Raw genomic sequence first — 18698 nt, 5'->3', positions numbered from 1 at the left:
TGGGGCGTCATGAGCACGGAAGTGATCGATCAGCCGCTCCCCGACGGAACCCCCGGCGGCCCGCCGGACCCACCCCCGCCGCCCGGCTCCGCCCCCGACGGCTCCCCCGACTTCACCGTCGTCGGCATCGGCGCCCTCGTCGTCCTCGGCGTCGTCGCCTGGGCGGCCATCGGCAAGACGTCCTTCGAGAACACGACCGGCTCCGCCCTCTCCTGGGTCCTGGACAACTTCGCCTGGCTCTTCGTGATCGCGGCCGACGTCTTCCTGGTCCTGTGCGTGCTGCTCGCCTTCGGCCGCTTCGGCCGGATCCGGCTCGGCGCCGACGACTCCGAGCCGGAGTTCACGAGCCTCGCCTGGATCGCGATGATGTTCAGCGCGGGCATGGGCATCGGCCTGATGTTCTACGGCGTCGGGGAGCCGCTCACGCACTACCTCACACCGCCGCCCGCCTCCGGTGTCGATGCGCGCACCGGGGGCGCCGCCCGCGTCGCGTTCGAGTACTCCTTCTTCCACTGGACCCTGACGCCGTGGGCGATCTACGGCATCGCGGGCCTCGCGCTCGCGTACGCGGGCTTCCGCAAGGGGCGCGGGAACCGGCTCAGCTCGGTCTTCGTACCGCTGATCGGCGAGGCGCGGGCGGCGGGCTGGCCCGGCCGGATCATCGATCTGCTCGCCGTCTTCGCGACCGTCTTCGGCACCGCCACGAGCCTCGGCGTGGGCGCGCTCCAGGTCTCCACGGGGCTGCACCTGACCGCGGGAGCCGACGACAGCACCAGCCTCCAACTGATCATCATCGCCTCGCTCGGCGCGGCCTTCGTGCTCTCCGCCTTCTCCGGGGTGCACCGCGGCGTGAAGTGGCTCAGCACGCTCAACCTCGGGCTCGCCGCCCTCCTGATGCTGTTCGTCTTCGTGCTCGGCCCGACGGTGTTCATCCTGGACGCGATCCCGGCGAGCGTCGGCGGCTTCCTGCACCAGCTCCTGCCGATGGCCACGCGCACCGGCGCCTTCACCGACAGCACCTGGCTCGGCGCGTGGACGATCTTCTACTGGGCGTGGTGGCTGTCCTGGGCGCCGTTCGTGGGCACGTTCATCGCGCGCATCTCCCACGGCCGGACGATCCGGGAGTTCCTCGTCGGGGTGCTGCTCGTGCCGAGCGGGGCGACCGTCGTGTGGTTCTGCGTGATGGGCGGCACCGGCATCCGGCTCGACACGACCGGGGCGGTGGACATGGCGGCCAAGGCCAAGGAGGGCGCCGAGGCGTCCCTGTTCGCCATGCTGGACGGCCTTCCGCTGACCACGGTCACCTCGTGGGTGGCGATGGTCCTCGTCATGACGTACTTCATCACCAGTGCCGACTCCGCCTCGCTCGTGATGGGCTCGCTCAGCAGCCGCGGCTCGCTGCACCCGCCCACCTGGCTCGTCGTCACCTGGGGCGCGCTGATGTCGGCGGTGGCCGCCGTGCTGCTCGTCGCGGGCGGCCTCAAGTCCCTGCAGAGCGCGACCATCCTGGTGGCCCTGCCGTTCGTCGTGGTCATGCTGGCGCTGTGCTGGGCGCTCCTGAAGGAGCTCAGGGCGGACCCGGGGGCGGGGCCCGCGCGGCACACGGCCCTGCACGGCCTGCGGGACGCGGTGCGGGCCATGGTCGGCGACGCCCTGACCTCGCAGTCGACCGACCGCCACCCCAGGCTCCGCCGGATCGCCAGGTCCCGGGGCAGGTCGGACGAGTGAGGCCGCTCGTGGGGTCTTTCCGGGGCTGCGCCCCAGGCCCCCACGCCCGTCTGTGAGCCACCCGTGCAGTTGCCGGGCAACAGACGCCGCGGCCCGCCCGGCGCCGCCGCCGAGGTGGAGGGGTGAGGCGCCGAAGCGCCCCACAGGTAATCCCCCGTAGGACTACCCTTCCCTTCGTCACGGCTCTCGCCTGTGGAGCTGGAGGACGGGCGCCGGGTCGGCTGAGCCGCGTGGGGCGGAGGCACCGGCCCGCGGCGCTCGGCGCGCGGCCGTCGCCGAAGCCAGCGAGAGTCGTGAGGAGAGCGGCGCGAGCCGAACGGCGCGCCGGGCCCAAGGACGGAGCATGCCGATGACAGCGCAGCCGGACCCGCGCGGGCCGCGCGTCCGCACGCACACCTGGGAGCCGCCGGTGCCCTGGGCCGAGGCGGGCGACGTGAGCGGTCCTGAGCTGCTGCGGAAGATCCTCGCCGGGGAGCTGCCGGAGCCGCCCCTGGGCTCGACCCTCGACTACCGCCTGGTCGGCTACGGCGAGGGCACGGCGGTGTTCGAGATCGACCCGGGCGAGCACCTCCTGAACCCCATGGGGACGGTGCACGGGGGCGTCCTGGCCACGCTGCTCGACTCCGCCCTGGGCTGCGCCGTCGCGACCCTGCTGCCGCCGGGCCGGGCCTACACCACGACCCAGCTCAGCGTGAACTTCGTCCGCCCGGTGTTCGCGGACTCACCGCGCCTGCGCTGCGACGCGACCGCCCTGCACGTCGGCAGGACCACGGCCACGGCCGAGGCCCGCGTCGTCAGCTCCGCCGACGGCAAGCTGCACGCCCACGCCACGACGACCTGCGCGGTCTTCGCGGCGCCGCGCCCGGAGGGGGCCGCGTCATGAGCCGTACGACCGTCGTCAACCTCAAGGGGCACCGGGAGGACCCGGACTACGCCGACGTCGTCTATGTGGGCCGGGCCATGCACCGGGGCGGCTGGCAGCTGAAGGGCTCTCCGCTGGCCAGCCCCTTCAGGCCGGGCAAGGACGGGACGCGGGAGGAGGTCGTGGCCCTGTACCGCGACCATCTGCTCAGCCGCCCGGACCTGCTCGCGCTGCTGCCCGGGCTGCGGGGGCACCGCCTCGGCTGCTGGTGCGTGCCGGAGCCCTGCCACGCCGAGGTGATCGCGGAGCTCGCCGACTCGGGGGCCGGCGAGGACTGAGGCGCCCGGGGCCGCGGCTCAGAACAGGGCGGTCCCGCTCTCCAGCTCCAGGAGCCGCCGCTTGCGGTCGAGGCCGCCGCCGTAGCCGGTCAGGCCGCCGCCCGCGCCGATGACGCGGTGGCACGGCACGATGACGCCGATGGGGTTCTTGCCGTTGGCCAGGCCGACGGCACGGGACGCGGCGGGCTTGCCCAGGGCGTCGGCGAGCTCCCCGTAGGTACGGGTCTGCCCGTACGGGATCTTCAGGAGCTGCTGCCAGACGGACTGCTGGAACGGCGTGCCGTCCAGGCGCAGCGGCAGGTCGAACCGGGTCAGCTCGCCCGCGAAGTAGGCCGTGAGCTGCTCGGTCGCCGCGTCGAAGCCGTCGGGGTCGCGGTCGCCGAAGGTCTCCTCCGCGGGGCGGTGGCGCTGCTCGGTCATGTACAGGCCGCTGAGGGTGCCGTCGGTGGCGACGAGGGTGAGCGGCCCGTAGGGGCTGTCGATGACGGTGTGCGTACGGTGCATGGCGGTCGGTCCCGGGGTCTTCAGGGGGCGGGGTGTGCGGGGATGTGGTTGATGGCATGGTCGTCCGTCGCCCACAGGTACTGGACGGCGTACGCCCGCCAGGGGCGCCAGGCCGCCGCGCGGGCGGTGAGCGCGGCGGGCGTGTGCGGCAGCCCGAGGCCCTGGGCGGCGCGGCGGACGCCCAGGTCGGACGGCAGGAAGGCGTCGGGGTCGCCGAGCGCCCGCATCGCGATGACCTCGGTGGTCCAGGGGCCGAAGCCGGGCAGCGCGGTGAGCTGGGCGCGGGCCCGCTCCCAGTCGTTCTCCACGCCGAGCCGGAGCGTGCCGTCGGCGAGACGGCGTACGAGGGTCATGAGGGTGGCGCGGCGGCTGCGGGGCAGCGCGAGGGAGTCGGGGTCGAGCGCGGCGAGCGCGGCAGGGGCCGGGAACAGGTGGGTGAGGCCGCCCTCGGGGTCGTCGACCGGCTCGCCGTGCGCGGTGACCAGGCGCGCGGCGTGGGTGCGGGCCGCGGCCGTGGACACCTGCTGGCCGAGCACCGCGCGGACCGCGAACTCGGCCTCGTCCACGGTGCGCGGCACGCGCCGCCCCGGCGCCTTGTCGACGAGGGGCGCGAGCAGCGGGTCGGCGCGCAGCTGGCCGTCCACGGCGACGGGGTCGGCGTCCAGGTCGAGGAGTCTGCGGCAGCGGCTGATGGCGAGGGTCAGGTCGCGCGGGTCGGTGAGGGTGAGGCGGCAGCCGATGTGGTCGGGGTGCGGGGTGAGCGCGACGACGCCGTGCCCGTAGGGCAGGCGCAGGGTGCGGCGGTACGCGCCCTGGTGCCACTCCTCCACGCCGGGTACGGCGGTCGCGATGAGGTGGCCGAAGAGGTTGTCGGGGTTGAGCGGGGCGCGGAAGGGCAGCCGCAGCGAGAGCGTGCCGTGGGCGGCGGGCGCCCGGCCGCCGGGGCCGCGGCCCCGGCGGGCGGCGCGGGTGCGCAGCTCGCCCGGGGCGAGCGCGAAGACCTCGCGGACGGTGTCGTTGAACGTGCGGATGGAGGCGAAGCCCGCGGCGAAGGCGATCTGCGCCATGGGCAGCGTCGTCGTCTCGATGAGCAGCCGCGCGGTCTGGGCGCGCTGGGCGCGGGCGAGCGCGAGGGGTCCGGCGCCGAGCTCGGCGAGGAGCTGGCGCTCGATCTGGCGGGTGCTGTAGCCGAGGCGCGCGGCGAGGCCGGGCACGCCGTCGCGGTCGACGACGCCGTCGCCGATGAGACGCATGGCGCGGGCGACGAGGTCGGCGCGCTGGTTCCACTCGGGCGAGCCGGGGCTGCTGTCGGGGCGGCACCGCTTGCAGGCGCGGAACCCGGCCTGCTGACAGGCGGCGGCACTCGGGTAGAACGTCATGTTCTCGGGCTTGGGCGGCACGACGGGGCAGCTGGGGCGGCAGTAGATCCGGGTGGTCAGGACGGCGGTGAAGAACCATCCGTCGAACCGGTCGTCCTTGGACTGCACGGCCCGTACGCAGCGGTCGAAGTCCCCGTGCATCCCGGCGGGCGCGGCCGTCGCCGGGGTGTCCCGCGCGTGCGGTGCCGGGCGCGGCTCGGCGGGCGTACGCGGCTCGGATGCGCTGGGGGTCACGGTGGGCATGGCTCAAGGATCGGCGATCGCTGCCCCCGGGGCTGGCGGGAATCCGACATCAGCCTTGGTCGGCCAGCGCTTCCTCGAAGGCCCGGTACGCCGCCGCGTCGAAGAGGACGAACCGCACCTCGCTCACCTCCGGGTGCGCCGCCAGGGCCTCGCGGACCGCGCGGACCGCGATGCGGGCGGCGTCGGCCATCGGCCATCGGTACGCGCCCGTCGAGATCGCCGGGAAGGCCACCGTGCGGGCGCCGAGTCCGGCGGCGGTCCGCAGGGACGCGCGGTAGCAGGAGGCGAGCAGCGCGGAGCGGTCCTCGGTCGCCGACCAGACGGGTCCGACGGTGTGGACGACGTGTGCGGCGGCCAGCTTCCCCGCCGTCGTGGCCACCGCCTCGCCGGTCGGGAGGCCCTTGCCGTAGTGGGCGGCGCGCAGGCGGCGGCAGTCGGCGAGGATCTCGGGGCCGCCCCGGCGGTGGATGGCGCCGTCGACGCCACCCCCGCCGAGGAGCGAGGAGTTCGCCGCGTTCACGACGGCGTCGGCGCGCTGCTCGGTGATGTCGCCCTGGACGAGCGTGATGCGGGCGGTCATGAGGTCGCGTCCTGCTGCCTGAGCCGCTTCCAGACGGCCTTCGCGGCGTTGTGCCCGGACATGCCGTGCACGCCGGGCCCCGGGGGTGTCGCGGACGAGCAGAGGAACACGGCCGGGTGCCGGGTGCGGTACGGGAACGCGGTGAGCCGGGGCCTGAGGAGGAGTTGCAGCCCGCTGGCGGCGCCGCAGGCGATGTCGCCGCCCACGTAGTTGGCGTTGCGCGTGGCGAGTTGGGGCGGGCCCGCGGTGGCGCGGGCCAGGACGCGGTCGCGGAAGCCGGGCGCGAAGCGCTCCAGCTGCCGCTCGACGGCGTCCGTGAGGTCGCCCCGCCAGCCGTTGGGCACGTGGCCGTACGCCCAGAAGACCTCCTTGCCCTCGGGGGCGCGGGTCGGGTCGGCGACACCGGGCTGGACGGTGATGAGGAACGGGGTGTCCGGGGCCCGGCCCTCGCGCGAGGCGGCCCGCAGCGCGGTGCCGATCTCCTGGCTCGTGGCCCCGATCTGCACGGTGCCCGCCCGGCGCGGCGCCTGGGCGGTCCAGGGCACGGGGCCGTCGAGGGCGTAGTCGACCTTGAAGACACCGGCGCCGTACCGGTACGCGTCGTAGTAGCGGCCGAGTCCGGCGATGCGGGCGAGCGCGGTGGGCGAGGTGTCGAAGACGTAGGCGCGCGCGGGCGGCAGGTCGTCGAGGCGCTTGACCTCGTAGTCGGTGTGGACGGCGCCGCCGAGGTCCTTGAGGTACGCGGCGAGCGCGTCGGAGATGGCCTGGGAGCCGCCGCGGGCGACGGGCCAGCCGCGCGCGTGGGCGGCGAGGGCGAAGACCATGCCGACGGCGGTCGTCGCGAAGCCGTTGAGGGGGGCGATGACGTGGGCGACGAGCCCGGCGAACAGCGCGCGCGCCCGGTCGTCCCGGAACCGCCGGAGCAGCCACGTCGACGGCGGCAGCCCCTGGATGCCGAAGCGGGCGAGCAGCACGGGGTCGCGCGGCAGGGCGGTCAGGGGCAGGGACATGAAGTCCCGCGCCAGGGTGTCCCAGTGCGGCAGGAAGGGCTCGACCAGACGCCGGTAGGTGCCCGCGTCGCGGGGGCCGAAGGAGGCGGCCGTCTCGGCGACGGAGCGGGCGAGCACGGCGGCGCTTCCGTCGGGGAACGGGTGGGCCATGGGCAGCGGGGCGTGCAGCCACCGCAGGCCGTACCGCTCCAGGGGCAGGGCGCGGAACGCCGGGGAGTTGATGCCGAGGGGGTGCGCGGCCGAGCAGGGGTCGTGCCGGAAGCCCGGCAGCGTGAGCTCCTCGGTGCGGGCGCCGCCGCCGACGGTGGCCTCGGCCTCGAAGACGGCCACCGAGAAGCCTCGGCGGGCCAGCTCCACGGCGGCGGTCAGACCGTTCGGACCCGCTCCCACGACGACGGCATCGAGCATCGACGGCACCTTCGGACTCCTTCGTCAGCCGGTGGCCAGTGCCGCACAGGATATGCCGGAGGACCCGCGGGGCCCCGGCCGCGGGCCCCGGCGGCAGGGCGGGGCGGTCAGGCCCCCGCCACCAGCGCGTCCGCGACCCGGCGGGCGGTGGCCGCGTCCCGGGCGGCCGTGAACGGCAGCGCGTTGCCCCCGGTGATGGCGAAGGGCACGCCCTCGCGGGTGAGGTGGGCGCCGCCCGCCTCCTCGACGAGGAGCAGGCCCGCCGCGTGGTCCCAGGCCAGCTCCCAGGTGAACGCGACGGCGTCGAGCTCGCCGCGCGCCACCGCCAGGTACTCCAGGCCCGCTGAGCCGCACGGGCGGGCCGCGAAGCCGTCGGTGAACACGCCGAGCAGGGCGTGCTTCTGGTCGTCCGTCGTGAAGTCCGGGTGGGAGGTGGCGACGGTGAGGGGGCGGCCGGGCTCGGGGGTCCCGGCGCGCAGCGGCGTGCCGTTCAGCGTGGCGCCCCTGCCGCGGACGGCCACCGCGCACTGGTCGAGCGCCGGGGCGTACGTCCAGGAGGCCAGGACCACGCCGTCCAGGGCGAGGGCGACCAGGGTGCAGAAGCCGGCGTCGCCGCGGACGAACTGGCGTGTCCCGTCGACGGGATCGACGATCCAGACGGGGGCGCCCTCGGCTATCGCCTCGTACGTCGAGGGGTCGGCGTGCACCGCCTCCTCGCCGACGACGACCGAGCCGGGCAGGAGCGCCGTGAGCTCACGGGTGAGGAACTCCTCCGCCAGGCGGTCGGCGACGGTCACCAGGTCGTGCGGGCCGCTCTTCTGGACCACCTCGTCCTCGGCGAGCTGCCGGAACCGCGGAGTGATCTCCGCGGCGGCGGCGTCGCGGATCACGCGCTCCACGTCGGCGGCCTGACGTGCGAGAAAGTCGTCGATGCTTTCCTTGATTTCCTGCGTTTCGATCATGCCTCCATGAGAGCACGCGCCACTGACATCCCGTGCGGAGGGGGTGAACAAAGGGTGGAATCAGGATGAAATCGCCCGCCAGCTGTCTGCGACCGGCCCCCACCCGTCGGTCGACGGCCCCCTCACCGCCCTACGGCGTACCCCTGCATCCCCCGGGGATTCGCGGCCGCCGAGAGCACTCCGGTGCGCGGGTCCCGTGCCACCGCGCACAGCCGCCCCTCCGACCACGGCTCCCCCACGGTCACGTCGTGCCCCCGCAGGCGCAGCTCCTCGACGACGGCCGGGTCCGTGCGGGACTCGACGGTGACGCTGCCGGGGCGCATGCCACGCGGGTAGAAGGAGCCGGGGAAGGAGTCGTTGTGCCAGTTCGGGGCGTCGATGGCGCCCTGGAGGTCGAGGCCGCCGCGCACGGTCGCGCGAAGGGCGACGGCCAGGAAGAAGTGCAGCTGCCACTGGTCCTGCTGGTCGCCGCCGGGCGTGCCGAAGGCCATGACCGGTACGCCGTCCCTGAGCGCGAGGGACGGGGTCAGGGTGGTGCGGGGGCGGCGGCCCGGGGTGAGCGAGTTGGGCAGGCCCTCCTCCAGCCAGGCCATCTGGAGCCGGGTGCCGAGCGGGAAGCCGAGCTCGGGCACGACGGGGTTGGCCTGGAGCCAGCCGCCGGACGGCGTGGCCGCGACCATGTTGCCCCAGCGGTCGACGACGTCCAGGTGGCAGGTGTCGCCCCGCGTCGCGCCGTCCCGGGCGACGGTGGGCTCCCCGGCGCCCGCCGCGGCCCCGGTGCCCGCCAGGATGCCCTGCGGGTCGTACGGGGACGCGCCGGAGGCGACCTCCCGCGCGCGGGAGGCCAGTTTCGCCTCCCGGCCGCCCGGGCGTCCGGGCCGCAGCTCGTGGGAGGCCTTCGCCCCGATCAGGGCCCGGCGCTCGGCGTTGTAGGCGGCGGAGAGCAGCGCGTCCAGGGGGACGTCGGCGGCGTCGCCGTACCAGGCCTCGCGGTCCGCCATGGCGAGCTTGCAGCCCTCGACGAGCAGGTGCACGTAGTCGGCCGAGCCGTACGCGGGCAGCTCGTCGGGCAGCAGGGCGAGCTGCTGGAGGAAGGCCGGGCCCTGGCTCCACGGGCCGGCCTTGCAGAGCGTCCAGCCCCGCCAGTCGTACGTCGCGGGGTCCTCGTACGTCGCCGACCACCCGGCCAGGTCGGCGGCCGTGAGGGTGCCCGTGTGCCGCGCGCCGCTGGTGTCCAGGGTGAGGCGCGCGGCCTGGCGCACCAGGGCCTCGGCGACGAAGCCGGACCGCCACACCTCGCGGGCGGCCTCGATCTGTGCGACGCGGTCGGTGCCGCCCGCCGCCTCGGCCTCGGCGACGAGGCGCCGCCAGGTGGCGGCGAGGCGGGGGTTGCGGAACAGCTCGCCCGGGGTGGGCGCGGTGCCTCCGGGCAGGTACACCTCCGCCGACGAGGGCCACTCCGTCTCGAACAGCCGCCGCACGGCCTCGACGGTCCGGCCGACGCGCTCCACGGGCGGGTGCCCGTCCTCCGCGTAGGTGATGGCGTACGTCAGAACCTCTCCGAGGTGCTTCGTGCCGTGGTCGCGCAGGAGCAGCATCCACGCGTCGAAGGCGCCGGGCACGGCCGCGGCCAGCGGCCCGGTGCCGGGCACCAGGTCCAGGCCCAGCTCGTCCCGGTAGTGCGCGACGGTCGCCCCCGCGGGCGCGGGGCCCTGCCCGCACAGCACCCGCACGGGTCCGCCCGCGGGCGCCAGGATGATCGGCACCTCCCCCGCGGGCCCGTTCAGATGCGGCTCGACGACATGCAGCACGAACCCCGCGGCGACAGCCGCGTCGTACGCGTTCCCCCCGTCCTCGAGAACAGCCATCGCGGACTGCGAGGCGAGCCAGTGCGTGGAGGACACCATGCCGAAAGTGCCCTGAAGAGTGGGCCGCGACGTGAACATGCCCGGCAGGCTAACGCCGCCCCGCCTCTCGTCACAGGGGCACTGAGTTGGCGTAGAGGGACTTTCCGGGCGGGCCCCGGGAGGCAGCGGACAACAGGAGGATCGCGGTGCACGGCGAGTACAAGGTCCCTGGCGGCAAGCTCGTCGTGGTGGACCTGGACGTCGAGGACGGCCGGCTGCGGAACGTGCGCGTGGCCGGGGACTTCTTTCTTGAGCCCGATGAGGCGATCCTCGCCATCGACGCCGCGTTGGAAGGGGCTCCGGGGGATACGGACGCCGTCGGGCTCGCCGCGCGGGTGGAGGCGGCTCTGCCCGCGGGGACCGTCATGTACGGGCTGACGGCGGAGGGCGTGGCGATCGCCGTGCGGCGGGCGCTTGCGCATGCCGCGGACTGGACGGACTACGACTGGCAGCTCGTCCACGAGGGGCCGCAGCAGCCCGCGCTGCACATGGCGCTCGACCAGGTCATCACCGAGGAGGTCGCCGCCGGGCGCCGGCCGCCGACGCTGCGGGTGTGGGAGTGGGGCGCGCCCTCGGTGATCATCGGCAGCTTCCAGTCGCTGCGCAACGAGGTGGACCCCGAGGGCGCGGCCCGGCACGGCATCGACGTGGTGCGGCGGATCTCCGGCGGCGGCGCGATGTTCGTGGAGCCGGGCAACACCATCACGTACTCGCTGTCCGTGCCCGACGCCCTCGTGCAGGGCCTGTCGTTCCAGGACAGCTACGCCTACCTCGACGACTGGGTGCTCGGCGCGCTCGGCGACATGGGCGTCAAGGCCTGGTACCAGCCGCTGAACGACATCGCCACGGACGCCGGGAAGATCGCGGGTGCCGCGCAGAAGCGGATGGTCGGCCCCGGGGGCGGCCCGGGCGCGGTCCTGCACCACGTGACCATGGCGTACGACATCGACGCCGACAAGATGCTCGACGTCCTGCGCATCGGCCGCGAGAAGCTCTCCGACAAGGGCACGAAGAGCGCCAAGAAGCGCGTGGACCCGCTGCGCCGCCAGACCGGCCTTCCGCGTGAGGCCGTCATCGAGCGGATGGTCGACTCCTTCCGCGGACGGTACGGCCTGACGGCGGGCAAGGTCACCGAAGGGGAGCTGGCCCGCGCCCAGGAGCTCGCGCGGACGAAGTTCAGCTCGCCGGAGTGGACGGCGCGGGTCCCGTAGGCCGCCCCGCGCCGGACTCGGCCGCCGGGGCCTTCCGCCAGGCCGTCGTGCCGATGCGGCCCGTGCTGCCGAGGTCGATCCCGCCGTCCGGGGCGACGGTCCGCGCGGGCCTGCCGGGAACGGGCAGCACCTGGAGGCGGGCGCCGTTGACGGGGTCCTCGGCGGTGTTGGCGTAGGTGTTGCGCCACACCACCCCCGCGGTCGCCGACTCGCCGTGCCGCAGCGTCACGAGGTGCGGCCCGGGGTCCTCCACACCGGTGGTGACGGCCCGCGCGCCCCGCAGGCTGTGGACGTCGAAGGCGGTGCCGTCCTCGTCGAGGACCTGGAGCGTCGGGTAGCCGTCGAGGCGGTAGGTGCCGGTGCCGCAGTGGGTGAGCCACAGCGTCATGGCCCGCAGGCCCATCGCGCTGTCGACGGGGCCCGGTTCGAGCAGGGTGCCGGTCTTGCCGGTGCAGTCGCGCGAGGGCTGCGCGGGCCGCTCCGCCAGTTCCGCCCCGTAGCGCGGGGCATCGGGGTCGAGCGAGTCGGCGGCTACCGGCTGCGAGGGCACTCCTGCCCCGGGGCCGTCGCCCTGCCCGCCCCCGCTGCTCCCGTCCTGCTGCCCACAGCCGGAGACGAGCAGGGCGACGGCGACGGCACCGAGCGCGGCGGCACGCCCCGGGGATATGCGGCTCATGCCGGGATCATGCCACGCCCGGCACCGCACGCACGGCGGGGCGGCGGGATCAGTTCAGGGCCGGGATGACCTCCGCCCCGTAGGCGTCGATGACGTCCTCGCGGGCGTCGTGCATGGCGTACAGGGCGAACTGGTCGACGCCGAGGTCCTTCAGGGCGCGCAGCTTCTCGATGTGCGCGGCGGCGGGCCCGATCAGGCAGAAGCGGTCGACGATCTCGTCCGGCACGAACGTGGTGTCGGGGTTCCCGGCCCGCCCGTGATGGCTGTAGTCGTAGCCCTCGCGCTCCTTGATGTACGCGGTGAGGGCCTCGGGGACCTTCGCGGAGTGCTCGCCGTACTTGGCGACGAGGTCGGCGACGTGGTTGCCGACCATGCCGCCGAACCACCGGCACTGCTCGCGCGCGTGCGCCACGTCGGCGCTCACGTACGCGGGCGCGGCCACGCAGATCTTGACGGCCGAGGGGTCGCGTCCGGCGGCCGCGGCCGCGTCCCGTACGGCCTTGACCATCCACTCGGTCAGATAGGGGTCGGCGAGCTGGAGGATGAACCCGTCGGCCTTCTCGCCGGTGAGGGCGAGCGCCTTCGGGCCGTACGCGGCCATCCACACGGGGAGTTTGCCGTTCTTGATCCACGGGATGCGCAGGGCCTGCCCGCCGACGTCGGCCTCGCGGCCCTCGGCGAGGTCGCGGATCACCTCGATCGCCTCGCCGAGCCGGGCCAGCGTGTGGGGCTTGCGGCCCGCGACGCGCATCGCGGAGTCGCCGCGGCCGATGCCGCACACGGTGCGGTTGCCGAACATGTCGTTGAGCGTCGCGAAGGTGGAGGCGGTGACCTCCGGGGTGCGGGTGCCCGGGTTGGTGACCATGGGGCCGACGATCAGCTCCTGGGTGTGCTCCAGGATCTGGCTGTAGATCACGAAGGGTTCCTGCCACAGGACGGCCGAGTCGAAGGTCCAGCCGTAGCGGAAGCCGTTCTGTTCGGCGCGCCGCATCAGGCCGACGACCTCGGACGCGGGCGGGTCGGTCTGCAGGACGAGTCCGAAATCCACGGGTGCCTCCTAGTTCAGGTACTGGCAGGTCGCGCGGGGCGTGTAGACGCCGTGCCCGGCGCGCCCGGTGAACGTGCGCCGGTCGATGACCGGTTCGCCGCGCGAGAGGACCGTCTCGACGCGGCCGGTGATCCGCTTCCCCTCGTACGCCGAGTAGTCGACGTTCATGTGGTGGGTCTCGGCGGAGAGCACCTGGGTGGCGGCCGGGTCGTAGACGACGACGTCGGCGTCCGCGCCGGGCGCGATGGTGCCCTTCTTCGGATACAGGCCGAACATGCGCGCGGGCGTGGCGCAGGCGATCTCGATCCAGCGGCGGCGGCTGATGTGCCCGTCGACGACGGCCTGGTGGAGCAGGTCCATGCGGTTCTCGACGCCCGGCAGACCGTTCGGGATCTTCGAGAAGTCGCCGCGGCCCAGCTCCTTCTGGCCGGTGAAGCAGAAGGGGCAGTGGTCGGTGGACACCACCTGGAGGTCGTTGGTGCGCAGGCCCCGCCAGAGCGCGGCCTGGTGCTCGCGCGGCCGCAGCGGCGTCGAGCACACGTACTTGGCGCCTTCGAAGCCGGGCTCGGCGAGGTTGTCGGTGGACAGGAACAGATACTGCGGACAGGTCTCGCCGAAGACGGGCAGGCCCTTGTCGCGGGCGGTCATGAGCTCGGCCACGGCCTCCTCGGCGGAGACGTGCACGACGTACAGGGGGGCGCCCGCGACCCGGGCGAGCTGGATCGCGCGGTGCGTCGCCTCGGCCTCCAGGAGCACCTTCCTGACCTCGCCGTGGTAGCGGGGGTCGGTCTCGCCGCGCTGGAGGGCCTGCTCGACGAGGACGTCGATGGCGATGCCGTTCTCGGCGTGCATCATGATCAGGCCGCCGTTGGCCGCCGAGCGCTGCATGGCGCGCAGGATCTGCCCGTCGTCGCTGTAGAAGACCCCCGGATAGGCCATGAACAGCTTGAAGGACGTGATGCCCTCCTCCACGAGGAGGTCCATCTCCTTCAGGGTCCGCTCGTTGACGTCGGAGAGGATCATGTGGAAGGCGTAGTCGATCGCGCACTTGCCGTCGGCCTTCGCGTACCAGGCGTCCAGGCCCGAGCGCAGGGACCGGCCCATGGTCTGCACGGCGAAGTCCACGATGGTGGTGGTGCCGCCCCAGGCGGCGGCGCGCGTTCCGGTCTCGAAGGAGTCCGACGCGAAGGTGCCGCCGAAGGGGAGTTCCATGTGCGTGTGGGCGTCCACGCCGCCCGGGATGACGTACTTCTCGCTCGCGTCGATGACGCGGTCCGCGGTCCAGGCCGCCGCGGCATCGGTGCCGCGGGCCGCGAGCGCGGCGATCCTGCCGTCCTCGACGAGCACGTCGGCGTGGAGTTCCTCGGCGGCGGTGACGACGAGTCCGCCGCGGATCAGGGTGCGGGTACTCATGGTGGTGCGCTCCCTTTCGTACGGGGGTGACGGGCGTCGGCGGCGGACGAGCGCGGGCGCGCCCGCGGAACTAGACCTCCCGAAGGGCCCGTTCGAGGATCGCCGCGCCCTCTTCCGCCTCGGCGACGGTGAGGGTCAGCGGGGGCGCGATGCGCAGCACGCTGGTGCTGTGGCCGCCGCCCTTGCCGATGAGGAGGCCGCCCTCGCGGGCCGCTTCGAGGACGGCGGCGGCCGCTTCCGGGTGGGCCTCGTCAGTGCCGGGCCTGACCAGCTCGACGCCGATCATCAGGCCGCGGCCGCGCACCTCGCGGACGCCGGGCAGCTGCGCGCAGATCGCCCGCAGGCGCTCGATGAGCAGCCCGCCGACCCGGCGCGCGTTGCCCTGGAGGTCGTGTTCGAGCAGGTACGTGAGGTTGGCCAGGCCCGCGGCCATCGTCACCGGGGAGCCGCCGAAGGTGGAGATGGAGTTGGCGTCCAGGCAGTTCATGACCTCGGCGCGGCCGACGACACCGCCGATCGACATGCCGTTGCCGATGCCCTTGGCGAAGGTGAGCAGGTCCGGCGGGCCCGAGCGGGCGTGCGCCTGCCAGCCCCAGAAGTGGTCGCCGGTGCGGCCCCAGCCGGTCTGCACCTCGTCGGCGATCCACAGGGCGCCGTGCTCCTTCAGCACCTCGCGGAAGGCCGCGTACAGGCCGTCGGGCGGCGAGGTGAAGCCGCCGACGCCCTGGATCGGCTCGGCGATCAGCGCGGCGACGCCGCGGGTCTGGCCGAGCATGTCCCTGAGGTCGGCGACGCACGCCTCGGTGAACTCGGCGTCGCTCAGGGCCGCGTAGGGGCCGCGGGTGCGGACGCCGCCGTGGACGTAGAGCGTCTGGAGCGGGGAGAGGCTGGTGGGCGACCAGGAGCGGTTGCCGGTGATGCCGACGGCCGAGAAGGAGCGGCCGTGGTAGCTGTTGCGCATCGCCAGGATCTGGTTCGAGCCGCGGTGGGCGGTGGCGAGCAGCAGCGCCGCGTCGTTCGCCTCCGTGCCGGACGTCGTGAAGAACACGCGCGCGTCCGGGATGCCGGAGAGCGCGGCGACGCGCTCGGCGAGCTCCACCATCGGCCGGTTCAGATACAGCGTCGAGCTGTGGATGATGCGGCCCGCCTGCTCCGCGACGGCCTTGGTGACCTCGGGCAGCGCGTGCGCGGTCATGGTGGTGAGGATGCCGCCGAAGAAGTCCAGGTAGCGCCGCCCCTGGGCGTCCCAGACGTGGCGGCCCTCGCCGTGGGTGAGCTCGATCGGCTCGCCGTAGTAGAGCGCGAGCCAGTCGGGCAGGACGGCCTTGTGCCGGGTGTGCAGGTCCTTCACGGCTTGACCAGCCCTTCGTACGCGTCCGGGCGGCGGTCCCGGTAGAACGCCCACTGCTCGCGGACCTCGTCGATCAGGTCGAAGTCCAGGTCGCGCACGAGGAGCTCCTCCGTCTTGTCGCTCGCCGTCTCGCCGACGAACTGCCCGCGCGGGTCCACGAAGTAACTCGTGCCGTAGAAGTCGTTGTCCCCGTACTCCTCCTGGCCGACGCGGTTGATCGCGGCGACGAAGTACTCGTTGGCGACCGCGGCGGCGGGCTGCTCCAGCTGCCACAGATAGCCGGACAGGCCGCGCGAGGTGGCCGACGGGTTGTAGACGAGCTGGGCGCCGTTCAGGCCCAACTGCCGCCAGCCCTCGGGGAAGTGCCGGTCGTAGCAGATGTAGACGCCGACGCGGCCGACGGCGGTGTCGAAGACCGGCCAGCCGAGGTTCCCCGGGCGGAAGTAGAACTTCTCCCAGAATCCCTTGACTTGGGGGATGTGGTGCTTGCGGTACTTGCCGAGGTAACTGCCGTCGGCGTCGATCACGGCCGCGGTGTTGTAGTAGAAGCCGGACTGCTCGACCTCGAAGACGGGCACGACGATCACCATGCCGGTCTCGCGGGCCAGGTCCCGCATCCGGCGCGTGGTCGGCCCGTCCGGCACCGGCTCCGCCCAGCGGTAGTGCTCCTTCTCCTGGACCTGGCAGAAGTACGGGGCGTTGAAGACCTCTTGGAAGCCGATCACCCTGGCGCCCTGCCTGGCGGCCTCGCGGGCGTGCTCCTCATGCTTGGCGATCATGGATTCGGTGTCGCCGGTCCAGGTCGCCTGGACGAGTGCGGCGCGTACGACGTTGACCATGAGCTGTGCTCCTTCGACAGGACGTCAGAGAGCCTCTACGCCCGTAGACTTGGTGCGTAGACAGACGAACGTAAGCCCCATGGACGGCCTTGCCAAGACCATCGCCTCAACGCGGCGGAGTCGATCTTGTTTCATGGGCCACCGATCACCCGAGCGGGTGCGGGACGGGCGGCCGCGCACACCGCGCGGGCGGCGGTCAGGTGGTGAAGCCCGCGACGCGCAGCGCGTGCACGAGGTCCCAGTGGTGCTCGTCGGAGACCCCCTTGGCCATCTCCAGGAGCAGCGGGATGAGCCGCTGCGCGTCGGCGTGCGCACAGGCCGCGACGTCCTCGGCGGTACGCACGCGCACATATGCGTCGAGGAGCGCGCGGGCCTCGCGTTCGCGCCCCGCGTCCAGGAGCGCGAGCAGCGACTCGGCGATCTCCGGGGCGGGCCGGGCCACGCCCTGGCGCAGGAGTTTGCGGCAGTCGTCGGCGCGGCCCGCGCCCGCGAGCGCGTCGGCGACGGCCACGAGGCGGTCGGGCGGCAGCGAGGCGGCCTCCCACAGCAGGGTCGCCCAGTCGGCCGCGAGGCCCGCGTGGTGCAGCTCGTCGGCGAACAGCGGCAGCCGCGCGGCGGGCCACCCGGCCGCCTCCACGAGCACGCCGTGCGCCTCGCCGCTGCGGCCCTCGCCGCGCAGCCGGATGAGGGCCTTGACCGCGTCGACGGTGGCGCGCTCGTCGGCCGCGGCGCCGTCCGGTGCGGCCGACGGCTCCGGGTGCGCCCGCGGCGGCGCGTCGACGGCCTGGACGTAGCGGGCGCCGCGCGGGGTGCCCGGGGCGGCCTCGGCGGTCGGCGCGGCGACGGGCCCGGCCGCGTCGTCGCCCACGCCGTCGAGGCCCGCGAACCGGGCGCCGCGCGGGCGCCGCCGCACCCCGAGCCGGGAGCGGCCGGACTGGGCGGGGACCCGCGGGGCCGCGTCCCGGCCGGGCTCGCGCTCGGCGTCCCGGCGGGGCGGAACGGGGTCCTCGGGGCTCTGGGGGTGGCCGTAGGCGGTGTCGTGGCCGTCCGTGCCGTAGGCGGCGGCGCGGCCGTCACGGCCGTACTCCTCCGCGCGACCGTCACCGCCGTAGCCGTAGCCGTCGTCGTAGCCGTCGTCGTAGGAGAGCGCGCGGTCGTCGTCGGGCGTGCCGCCTCGGCCGTCGTCGTACGCGCCGCTCCGACCGTCGTACGCGCCGCCCCGGTCGACGGCGGCGCGGGGCTCGGCCGCGGTGCCGGACGGGTCGGCGGGGAACTCCGCGACGTCGACGTCCCCGCCCTCCGAGGGGGCGCCGCCGAAGTCCACCCAGTGCGGCGCCCGCGCCCGGTCGAGCCGCTCCATGCGCCGGCGCAGCTCGCCGCAGCGCGCCGCGGCGCGCTCGTGGTCGTCGCGCACCCAGGCCAGGTCCAGATGGATGCGGTCCACCTCGTCGGGCGTCGCGGCGAGGGCGAGGGCGCGGGCGAGCTCCTGCTCCCGCTCGACCGCGAACCGCTGTTCCTGGAGCATCATGTCGAGCCGGTCGCTGAGGAGTTCGCGGCCGCCGGGCCGGTCGTCGTGCGCCGCCACGGACGCGGCGTGCAGCGACCGGGCGCGGCCGGTCTCCGCCTGCGCGACCCCCACGCCGGCGTCGGCCGCGAGGTCGTGGAGCAGCGCCTGCACCACGTCCCAGGGCGGCACCTCGGTGCCGTCGAGGCAGGCCCGCATGCCGTCGGGGTCGCGGGACCAGAACACGCCGCACCACCCGGCACTCTGGTCGAGGCGCGCCAGGAGGTCGTTCAAGTACCGCGCGAACTCCGTTATTCGTTCCGGGAGTTGTCCCACTGCCATCGTCGGGCACCGTCCCCTGGGAGACTAGGGTCTGCCGGTCCGGAAGATAACACCAGACGCGTTACGGGACGGCTACACGTGGTTTTCCGGAGCCCGCCTTAATTACGTGGACGTGCGGCGGGAAGCGTGGCTAGTCTGCGCACATGTCCAGTCCCGAAGCCGACAGACGGCGGCCACCGGCGCGCTCCGGTGGCCTCGCTCCTGATCCGAGCCGATCCGGCTGATCCGGACGGATCCAGCTGATCCGGCAGCTCCGGCTGATCCGGACGGATCCAGTCGATCCGGCTGACGTCGCGTACGCGTAGCAGCCCCGCAGGGGGCTCCGCGGCGGCCATGCCTCGGGACCATCACCGCGCCGCAGTCACGGACCTTTCCCCTTTTCCTCATCCACTC

Annotated in this window: 16 protein-coding genes; 4 read left to right on the top strand and 12 right to left on the bottom strand. The window is 74.1% G+C overall.

Annotation, left to right across the window (positions count from 1 at the left end; translation table 11 throughout):
• Positions 1-9 precede the first annotated feature (9 nt).
• The 3 genes from MQV74_RS32185 to MQV74_RS32175 all read left to right on the top strand — a co-directional run bounded on the left by MQV74_RS32185 (position 10) and on the right by MQV74_RS32175 (position 2928).
• Positions 10-1728, top strand: a complete 1719-nt coding sequence (locus MQV74_RS32185; RefSeq protein ID WP_242725906.1) for a BCCT family transporter — start codon at positions 10-12, stop codon at positions 1726-1728.
• A gap of 343 nt (positions 1729-2071) precedes the next feature.
• Complete coding sequence (locus MQV74_RS32180) at positions 2072-2611, top strand: PaaI family thioesterase (RefSeq protein WP_242725904.1); 540 nt, start codon at positions 2072-2074, stop codon at positions 2609-2611.
• Positions 2608-2928 carry a DUF4326 domain-containing protein gene (locus MQV74_RS32175; RefSeq protein WP_242725902.1) on the top strand — a complete coding sequence of 107 codons (321 nt, stop codon included), beginning with the start codon at positions 2608-2610 and terminating at the stop codon, positions 2926-2928. Before MQV74_RS32180 ends, MQV74_RS32175 begins: the two co-directional genes overlap by 4 nt.
• A gap of 18 nt (positions 2929-2946) precedes the next feature.
• Here MQV74_RS32175 and MQV74_RS32170 read toward each other — a convergent pair whose 3' ends face one another.
• From MQV74_RS32170 to MQV74_RS32145, 6 genes are all read right to left on the bottom strand, one after another.
• Positions 2947-3432, bottom strand: coding sequence for a methylated-DNA--[protein]-cysteine S-methyltransferase (locus MQV74_RS32170; protein WP_242725900.1), 486 nt, complete (start codon positions 3430-3432; stop codon positions 2947-2949).
• 20 nt (positions 3433-3452) lie between these two features.
• Complete coding sequence (locus MQV74_RS32165; protein ID WP_242729266.1) at positions 3453-4952, bottom strand: DNA-3-methyladenine glycosylase 2 family protein; 1500 nt, start codon at positions 4950-4952, stop codon at positions 3453-3455.
• Positions 4953-5103: 151 nt separating this feature from the next.
• A complete protein-coding gene (locus MQV74_RS32160) occupies positions 5104-5634 on the bottom strand; it encodes an O-acetyl-ADP-ribose deacetylase (RefSeq protein ID WP_242725898.1) in 531 nt (176 codons plus the stop codon).
• Positions 5631-7052: a phytoene desaturase family protein gene (locus tag MQV74_RS32155; protein WP_242725896.1), complete on the bottom strand. Its 1422-nt coding sequence runs from the start codon at positions 7050-7052 to the stop codon at positions 5631-5633. The genes MQV74_RS32160 and MQV74_RS32155 overlap by 4 nt, the downstream gene beginning before the upstream one ends.
• Before the next feature lie 107 nt (positions 7053-7159).
• Positions 7160-8014, bottom strand: coding sequence for an inositol monophosphatase family protein (locus tag MQV74_RS32150; RefSeq protein WP_172386235.1), 855 nt, complete (start codon positions 8012-8014; stop codon positions 7160-7162).
• A gap of 122 nt (positions 8015-8136) precedes the next feature.
• Positions 8137-9960: a gamma-glutamyltransferase family protein gene (locus MQV74_RS32145; protein ID WP_242725894.1), complete on the bottom strand. Its 1824-nt coding sequence runs from the start codon at positions 9958-9960 to the stop codon at positions 8137-8139.
• A gap of 107 nt (positions 9961-10067) precedes the next feature.
• Here MQV74_RS32145 and MQV74_RS32140 point away from each other — a divergent pair, with 107 nt between their 5' ends.
• Positions 10068-11132 (top strand): lipoyl protein ligase domain-containing protein, encoded by a 1065-nt coding sequence (locus MQV74_RS32140; RefSeq protein ID WP_242725891.1) that lies wholly within the window; start codon positions 10068-10070, stop codon positions 11130-11132.
• Here the strand turns inward: MQV74_RS32140 and MQV74_RS32135 are convergent.
• The 6 genes from MQV74_RS32135 to MQV74_RS32110 form a co-directional block, all read right to left on the bottom strand.
• Entirely contained in the window at positions 11098-11808 is a 711-nt protein-coding gene (locus MQV74_RS32135) for a DUF4232 domain-containing protein (protein ID WP_242725889.1), read from the bottom strand. The genes MQV74_RS32140 and MQV74_RS32135 overlap by 35 nt on opposite strands.
• Before the next feature lie 49 nt (positions 11809-11857).
• On the bottom strand, positions 11858-12856 hold the full coding sequence (locus tag MQV74_RS32130; RefSeq protein ID WP_242725887.1) for a TIGR03842 family LLM class F420-dependent oxidoreductase: 999 nt from the start codon (positions 12854-12856) through the stop codon (positions 11858-11860).
• A gap of 9 nt (positions 12857-12865) precedes the next feature.
• Positions 12866-14269 (bottom strand): dihydropyrimidinase, encoded by a 1404-nt coding sequence (gene hydA, locus MQV74_RS32125; RefSeq protein WP_242725885.1) that lies wholly within the window; start codon positions 14267-14269, stop codon positions 12866-12868.
• 70 nt (positions 14270-14339) lie between these two features.
• Positions 14340-15620, bottom strand: coding sequence for an aspartate aminotransferase family protein (locus MQV74_RS32120; protein WP_242725882.1), 1281 nt, complete (start codon positions 15618-15620; stop codon positions 14340-14342).
• Complete coding sequence (locus tag MQV74_RS32115; RefSeq protein ID WP_242725879.1) at positions 15617-16459, bottom strand: nitrilase-related carbon-nitrogen hydrolase; 843 nt, start codon at positions 16457-16459, stop codon at positions 15617-15619. The genes MQV74_RS32120 and MQV74_RS32115 overlap by 4 nt, the downstream gene beginning before the upstream one ends.
• Before the next feature lie 196 nt (positions 16460-16655).
• Positions 16656-18305, bottom strand: coding sequence for a hypothetical protein (locus tag MQV74_RS32110; protein WP_242725876.1), 1650 nt, complete (start codon positions 18303-18305; stop codon positions 16656-16658).
• Between the last annotated feature and the right edge of the window lie 393 nt (positions 18306-18698).

The sequence above is a fragment of the Streptomyces sp. AN091965 genome, from assembly GCF_022698285.1.
Classification (GTDB): Bacteria; Actinomycetota; Actinomycetes; order Streptomycetales; family Streptomycetaceae; genus Streptomyces.
Note: the sequence above shows the minus strand (reverse complement) of the source record. Positions and strands in the feature narration are given on the sequence as shown.

Bases quoted from the DNA above. Each gene is read 5' to 3' on its own strand.
- MQV74_RS32185 (WP_242725906.1), top strand. From the start codon at position 10: ATGAGCACGGAAGTGATCGATCAGCCGCTCCCCGACGGAACCCCCGGC.
- MQV74_RS32180 (WP_242725904.1), top strand. From the start codon at position 2,072: ATGCCGATGACAGCGCAGCCGGACCCGCGCGGGCCGCGCGTCCGCACG.
- MQV74_RS32175 (WP_242725902.1), top strand. From the start codon at position 2,608: ATGAGCCGTACGACCGTCGTCAACCTCAAGGGGCACCGGGAGGACCCG.
- MQV74_RS32170 (WP_242725900.1), bottom strand. From the start codon at position 3,432: ATGCACCGTACGCACACCGTCATCGACAGCCCCTACGGGCCGCTCACC.
- MQV74_RS32165 (WP_242729266.1), bottom strand. From the start codon at position 4,952: ATGCACGGGGACTTCGACCGCTGCGTACGGGCCGTGCAGTCCAAGGAC.
- MQV74_RS32160 (WP_242725898.1), bottom strand. From the start codon at position 5,634: ATGACCGCCCGCATCACGCTCGTCCAGGGCGACATCACCGAGCAGCGC.
- MQV74_RS32155 (WP_242725896.1), bottom strand. From the start codon at position 7,052: ATGCTCGATGCCGTCGTCGTGGGAGCGGGTCCGAACGGTCTGACCGCC.
- MQV74_RS32150 (WP_172386235.1), bottom strand. From the start codon at position 8,014: ATGATCGAAACGCAGGAAATCAAGGAAAGCATCGACGACTTTCTCGCA.
- MQV74_RS32145 (WP_242725894.1), bottom strand. From the start codon at position 9,960: ATGTTCACGTCGCGGCCCACTCTTCAGGGCACTTTCGGCATGGTGTCC.
- MQV74_RS32135 (WP_242725889.1), bottom strand. From the start codon at position 11,808: ATGAGCCGCATATCCCCGGGGCGTGCCGCCGCGCTCGGTGCCGTCGCC.
- hydA (WP_242725885.1), bottom strand. From the start codon at position 14,269: ATGAGTACCCGCACCCTGATCCGCGGCGGACTCGTCGTCACCGCCGCC.
- MQV74_RS32115 (WP_242725879.1), bottom strand. From the start codon at position 16,459: ATGGTCAACGTCGTACGCGCCGCACTCGTCCAGGCGACCTGGACCGGC.
- MQV74_RS32110 (WP_242725876.1), bottom strand. From the start codon at position 18,305: ATGGCAGTGGGACAACTCCCGGAACGAATAACGGAGTTCGCGCGGTAC.